Source organism: Kluyvera sp. (genome assembly GCF_047971185.1).
Taxonomy (GTDB): Bacteria; Pseudomonadota; Gammaproteobacteria; order Enterobacterales; family Enterobacteriaceae; genus Kluyvera.
In genome coordinates this window covers 1-4,130 of sequence record NZ_JBKDZH010000028.1, presented here as the reverse complement: position 1 = coordinate 4,130, position 4,130 = coordinate 1, and the positions used below count along the sequence as shown (strand labels likewise).

4 protein-coding genes and 1 pseudogene are annotated in these 4,130 nt (G+C 56.4%); 1 reads left to right on the top strand and 4 read right to left on the bottom strand.

The genetic code is table 11. The features are described from left to right. Positions 1–171, bottom strand: a pseudogene (locus tag ACK5JN_RS07000) (N-acetyltransferase); the annotation flags it as partial. A gap of 211 nt (positions 172–382) precedes the next feature. Between ACK5JN_RS07000 and psiE the strand changes: the two are divergent. Then, positions 383–793, top strand: coding sequence for a phosphate-starvation-inducible protein PsiE (psiE, locus tag ACK5JN_RS06995; protein WP_416869493.1), 411 nt, complete (start codon positions 383–385; stop codon positions 791–793). A gap of 180 nt (positions 794–973) precedes the next feature. Here psiE and malG read toward each other — a convergent pair whose 3' ends face one another. The 3 genes from malG to malE form a co-directional block, all read right to left on the bottom strand. Then, positions 974–1,864, bottom strand: a complete 891-nt coding sequence (malG, locus tag ACK5JN_RS06990; RefSeq protein WP_416869492.1) for a maltose ABC transporter permease MalG — start codon at positions 1,862–1,864, stop codon at positions 974–976. Between the two features lie 14 nt (positions 1,865–1,878). After that, the gene (gene malF, locus ACK5JN_RS06985) at positions 1,879–3,423 is read right to left on the bottom strand and encodes a maltose ABC transporter permease MalF (RefSeq protein WP_416869491.1); all 1,545 of its coding nucleotides are present in this window, start codon (positions 3,421–3,423) and stop codon (positions 1,879–1,881) included. A gap of 102 nt (positions 3,424–3,525) precedes the next feature. Continuing rightward, positions 3,526–4,130, bottom strand: a 605-nt coding sequence (gene malE, locus ACK5JN_RS06980; RefSeq protein WP_416869490.1) for a maltose/maltodextrin ABC transporter substrate-binding protein MalE, incomplete at its 5' end; no start/stop codon positions are given.

Below are 4,130 nucleotides of genomic sequence, written 5' to 3'. Positions count from 1 at the left end.
TGACTGGATTTTAGTCTCGTCGCCGATCCAGCTGTTGCCCTGGATTTCGACAAACGGACCGACGAACACGTTGTTACCTAGCGTGCAGTCGTAAAGATTGGCGGGTTCATAAATGACGACGTTGTCGCCGCGTACCACATTGCGGATGGCGACCTGGCGGAGTGAGTGCATAGTATCCCTCTGATAAAAAACGTTCTCCTTAAGTGTAGCGCGGCAGGAAGAGGCGCTACTGATAAGCATAGCGTAGAAAAATTTACTCCCTTATCCGACAAATTTTTATCCGTTGCTGAGGACAACGGCGAAAAGATGGCGATAAAAACTAGATCTGGATCACGTTTTTGCGCTATACAGGGATCCCGGCCCAGCGAAAGAGGTGCTAGCCATGACGTCACTGACTCGCCCACGCGTAGAGTTTATCTCCACCATTTTGCAGACCGTGTTGAATTTGGGTCTGCTCAGCCTTGGTCTGATTCTGATCGTTTTTCTCGGTAAAGAGACGCTGCATCTGGCTGACGTGCTGTTCGCGCCGGAACGCACCAGCAAGTATGAGCTGGTGGAGGGGCTGGTGGTTTACTTCCTCTATTTCGAATTTATCGCTCTGATTGTGAAGTACTTTCAGTCAGGCTTCCATTTCCCCCTGCGTTACTTTGTCTACATCGGCATTACCGCGATTGTGCGGTTGATTATCGTCGACCATAAGTCGCCGCTGGACGTGCTGATTTATTCTGCCGCCATTCTGCTGCTGGTGATCACCCTGTGGCTGTGTAACTCAAAGCGGTTGAAGCGGGAGTAGCGGTTTCCCGGCGGCGCTGCGCCTGGCCGGACTACGGGCCTGGTAGCCCGGACGAGGCATTTATGCCGACTCCGGGAAGACATCCCTGCAAAAAAAAGGGCGCTCCGTAGAGCGCCAAACAGTCACAAGTTAGGGGTCGTACAAGTTGAGGATAATAGCAGTGGCATTGCTGATGAAAACTTAGCCCTTCACGCCGCCGGCCGTGAGGCCGTTTACCAGCCAACGCTGCGCGAGCAGGAAGACCACGGTAATAGGGATGGCGGAGAGGACAGCCGCAGCGGCAAAGTCGCCCCACAGGTAGTTTTGCGGGTTGAGGTATTGCTGCATACCTACGGCCAGGGTGTAGCTGTTCACATCGCGCAGCAGCAGCGATGCAACCGGTACTTCGGTAATGGCGGCGATAAACGACAGGATAAACACCACCGCCAGAATCGGTACGGAGAGCGGCAGCAGTACCAGGCGGAAGGCCTGCCACGGGGTCGCGCCGTCCAGCGCGGCCGCTTCTTCCAGCGAACCATCGATCGTTTCGAAGTAGCCTTTAATCGTCCACACGTGCAGCGCAATACCGCCGAGGTAGGCGAAGATCACGCCGCCGTGGGTGTTGAGGCCGATAAACGGAATGTACTGGCCCAGACGGTCAAACAACGCGTACAGGGCAACCAGCGACAGCACCGCCGGGAACATCTGGAAAATCAGCATCCCTTTGAGCAGCGTGGCCTTGCCCGGGAAGCGCATACGGGCAAAGGCGTAGGCACAGGTGGTAGAGAGCGCCACGATGCCAATGGCGGTGATACCGGCGATTTTCACCGAGTTCCACAGCCACAGTAGCACCGGGAACGGCGGCGGGGTGACGCGGCCGTCGGCATGCTCAACGCTGAAGCCCAGCGCCAGCTTCCAGTGCTCCCAGGAGATTTTTTCTGGGATCAGGCTGCCGGTAGCAAAGTTACCTTCACGCAGCGAGATAGCGATAACCATCAGCAGCGGGAACATGATTGCCGCGATAAAGATCAGCAGCAGCAGGTGCGTGGTTAAGAGACGCAGTTTCTGAGATTTGGGTTGTACCATAGCCATGTTCGTTGTCTCCCTTAATCAAACTTCATACGCGTGGCTTTCAGGTTCACGATGGCCAGTGCGCCTACCAGCAGGAAGATCAGCGTGGCAATCGCCGCCGCCAGACCGAAGTCCTGGCCGCCGCCGCCTTCAAAGGCGATGCGGTAGGTGTAGCTCACAAGCAGGTCGGTATAACCGGCTGGCGTGGTGGTGCCGAGTCGGTCCGGGCCACCGTTGGTCAACAGCTGAATCAGCACGAAGTTGTTAAAGTTAAAGGCGAAGCTGGCGATCATCAGCGGCGTCAGCGGCTTAATCAGCAGCGGGAACGTAATCTTAAAGAAGTTCTGGAACGGACCGGCGCCATCCATTGCCGAGGCTTCGTACAGGTCGTCCGGAATCGCCTTCAGCAGGCCCATGCACAGAATCATCATGTACGGATAGCCCAGCCAGGTGTTGACGATAACAATCATCGAACGCGCGGTGGTCGGGTCGCTGAACCAGGCTGGTTTGATACCGAACAGCGCGCTCAGCATCATGTTGATTTCACCGAAGCTCTGGTTGAACAGCCCTTTGAAAATCAGAATCGAGATAAACGACGGTACGGCGTACGGCAGAATCAGCAGCACGCGGTAAATGGCTTTGCCCTTCAGCGATTCCCACTGGACGAGGCAGGCCAGCACCATGCCGACGGCCACGGTCAGGATCACCGTCAGAATAGAGAAGACGACCGTCCAGATGAAGATGGCGAAGAACGGCTTCTGAATCCCTTCGTCGGTAAAGACGCGGGTGAAGTTGTCCCAGCCGATACCCACGGTGTAGCCCGGGCTCAGCTTCTCGCTGCCCCAGCTGCCGTCGGCGTTAACGGTCTGGTAGAAACCAATGTCGCCGTTCGGACGATATTTTACGCCGCTCTGGTTATTGGTCAGCAGGCCGTCGTCGGCAAGGGTGTAGAGCGGCTGGGTGCCGGAGAACTGGCGCAGCGAGCTCATGGTGACTTTGCTCTCATCCGGCAGTACGGCGGTCAGTTGGCCCAGCGCCTGACGGTTCTGGGTAATCACGCGCAGCGGCGCACGCTCGCCGGTCGGCAGCGCTTCGGTCTCTTTTAACGACAGCTTTTGCTCGCCGCCAATTTTAAAGGCGTCGGAGAGATAGTTTTTACCGCTTGCACCGTCGGTGAGGGCCAGCTGCCACTCGTCGCCCGCCGGGATAAGGCTGAAGTTGTAGGATTTGCCCGCCTGATAGGTGCGGTCCATCAGCACCTGCTGAGCGCGCTCAAAGGTCAGCTGGTTGGTGCTGCTGTAGTTGGTAAAAGCAATGGCGATGGTGCAAATCAGCGGGAACAGGACGAACAGCCCCATCCCGGCCATGCCAGGGTAAACGTAGCGCCAGGCGTAGGTTTTACGGTTGGCGAAAATATACAGGCCCGCTGAGCTTAAGATCAGCGTCATGATGGCGAACAGGTACTCCCCTTGTGCGTACATTAAAACTACAAGGTAACCCACCAGCAGGCCCAGCAGACCAATCACTGACCATTTCAGCGTGTCGCTTTGCCACCAATGATTCTTTTTAATGACATCCATGGGGATCTTCCTCTACAGCGATTTAAACAACCCTCACCCCGTCCCTCTCCCTGAGGGAGAGGGGGAGTGTTTCCCTCTCACCGGGAGAGGGAACGACAGGTATTACTTAGTGATACGGCCCTGCGCATCTTTCAGCGCTGCATCGACGGTCTGGCGACCGCTGGCGGCGTTGATCACTGCGGTACGAACGGCATACCAGAATGCGGACATCTGCGGGATGTTCGGCATGATTTCGCCTTTCTGGGCGTTATCCATGGTGGCCGCGATACGCGGGTCTTTCGCTAACTGATCCTGGAAGGATTTCAGCGCAACCGCGCCCAGCGGTTTGTCCTTGTTCACTTCTTCCAGACCCTGGTCGGTCAGCAGGTAGTTTTCGAGGAACTCTTTCGCCAGCTCTTTGTTCGGGCTCGCGGCGTTGATACCGGCGCTCAGAACACCGACGAACGGTTTAGACGGCTTGCCTTTGAAGGTTGGCAGCAGCGTCACGCCGTAGTTCACCTTGCTCTTATCGATGTTAGACCACGCCCACGGACCGTTGATGGTCATCGCGGTATCGCCTTTGTTAAAGGCCGCTTCGGCGATGGAGTAGTCGGTATCCGCGTTCATGTGTTTGTTCTTGATCAGGTCAACCAGGAAGGTCAGGCCCGCTTTCGCGCCAGCGCTATCCACGCCCACGTCTTTCACGTCGTACTTGCCGTTTTCAAACT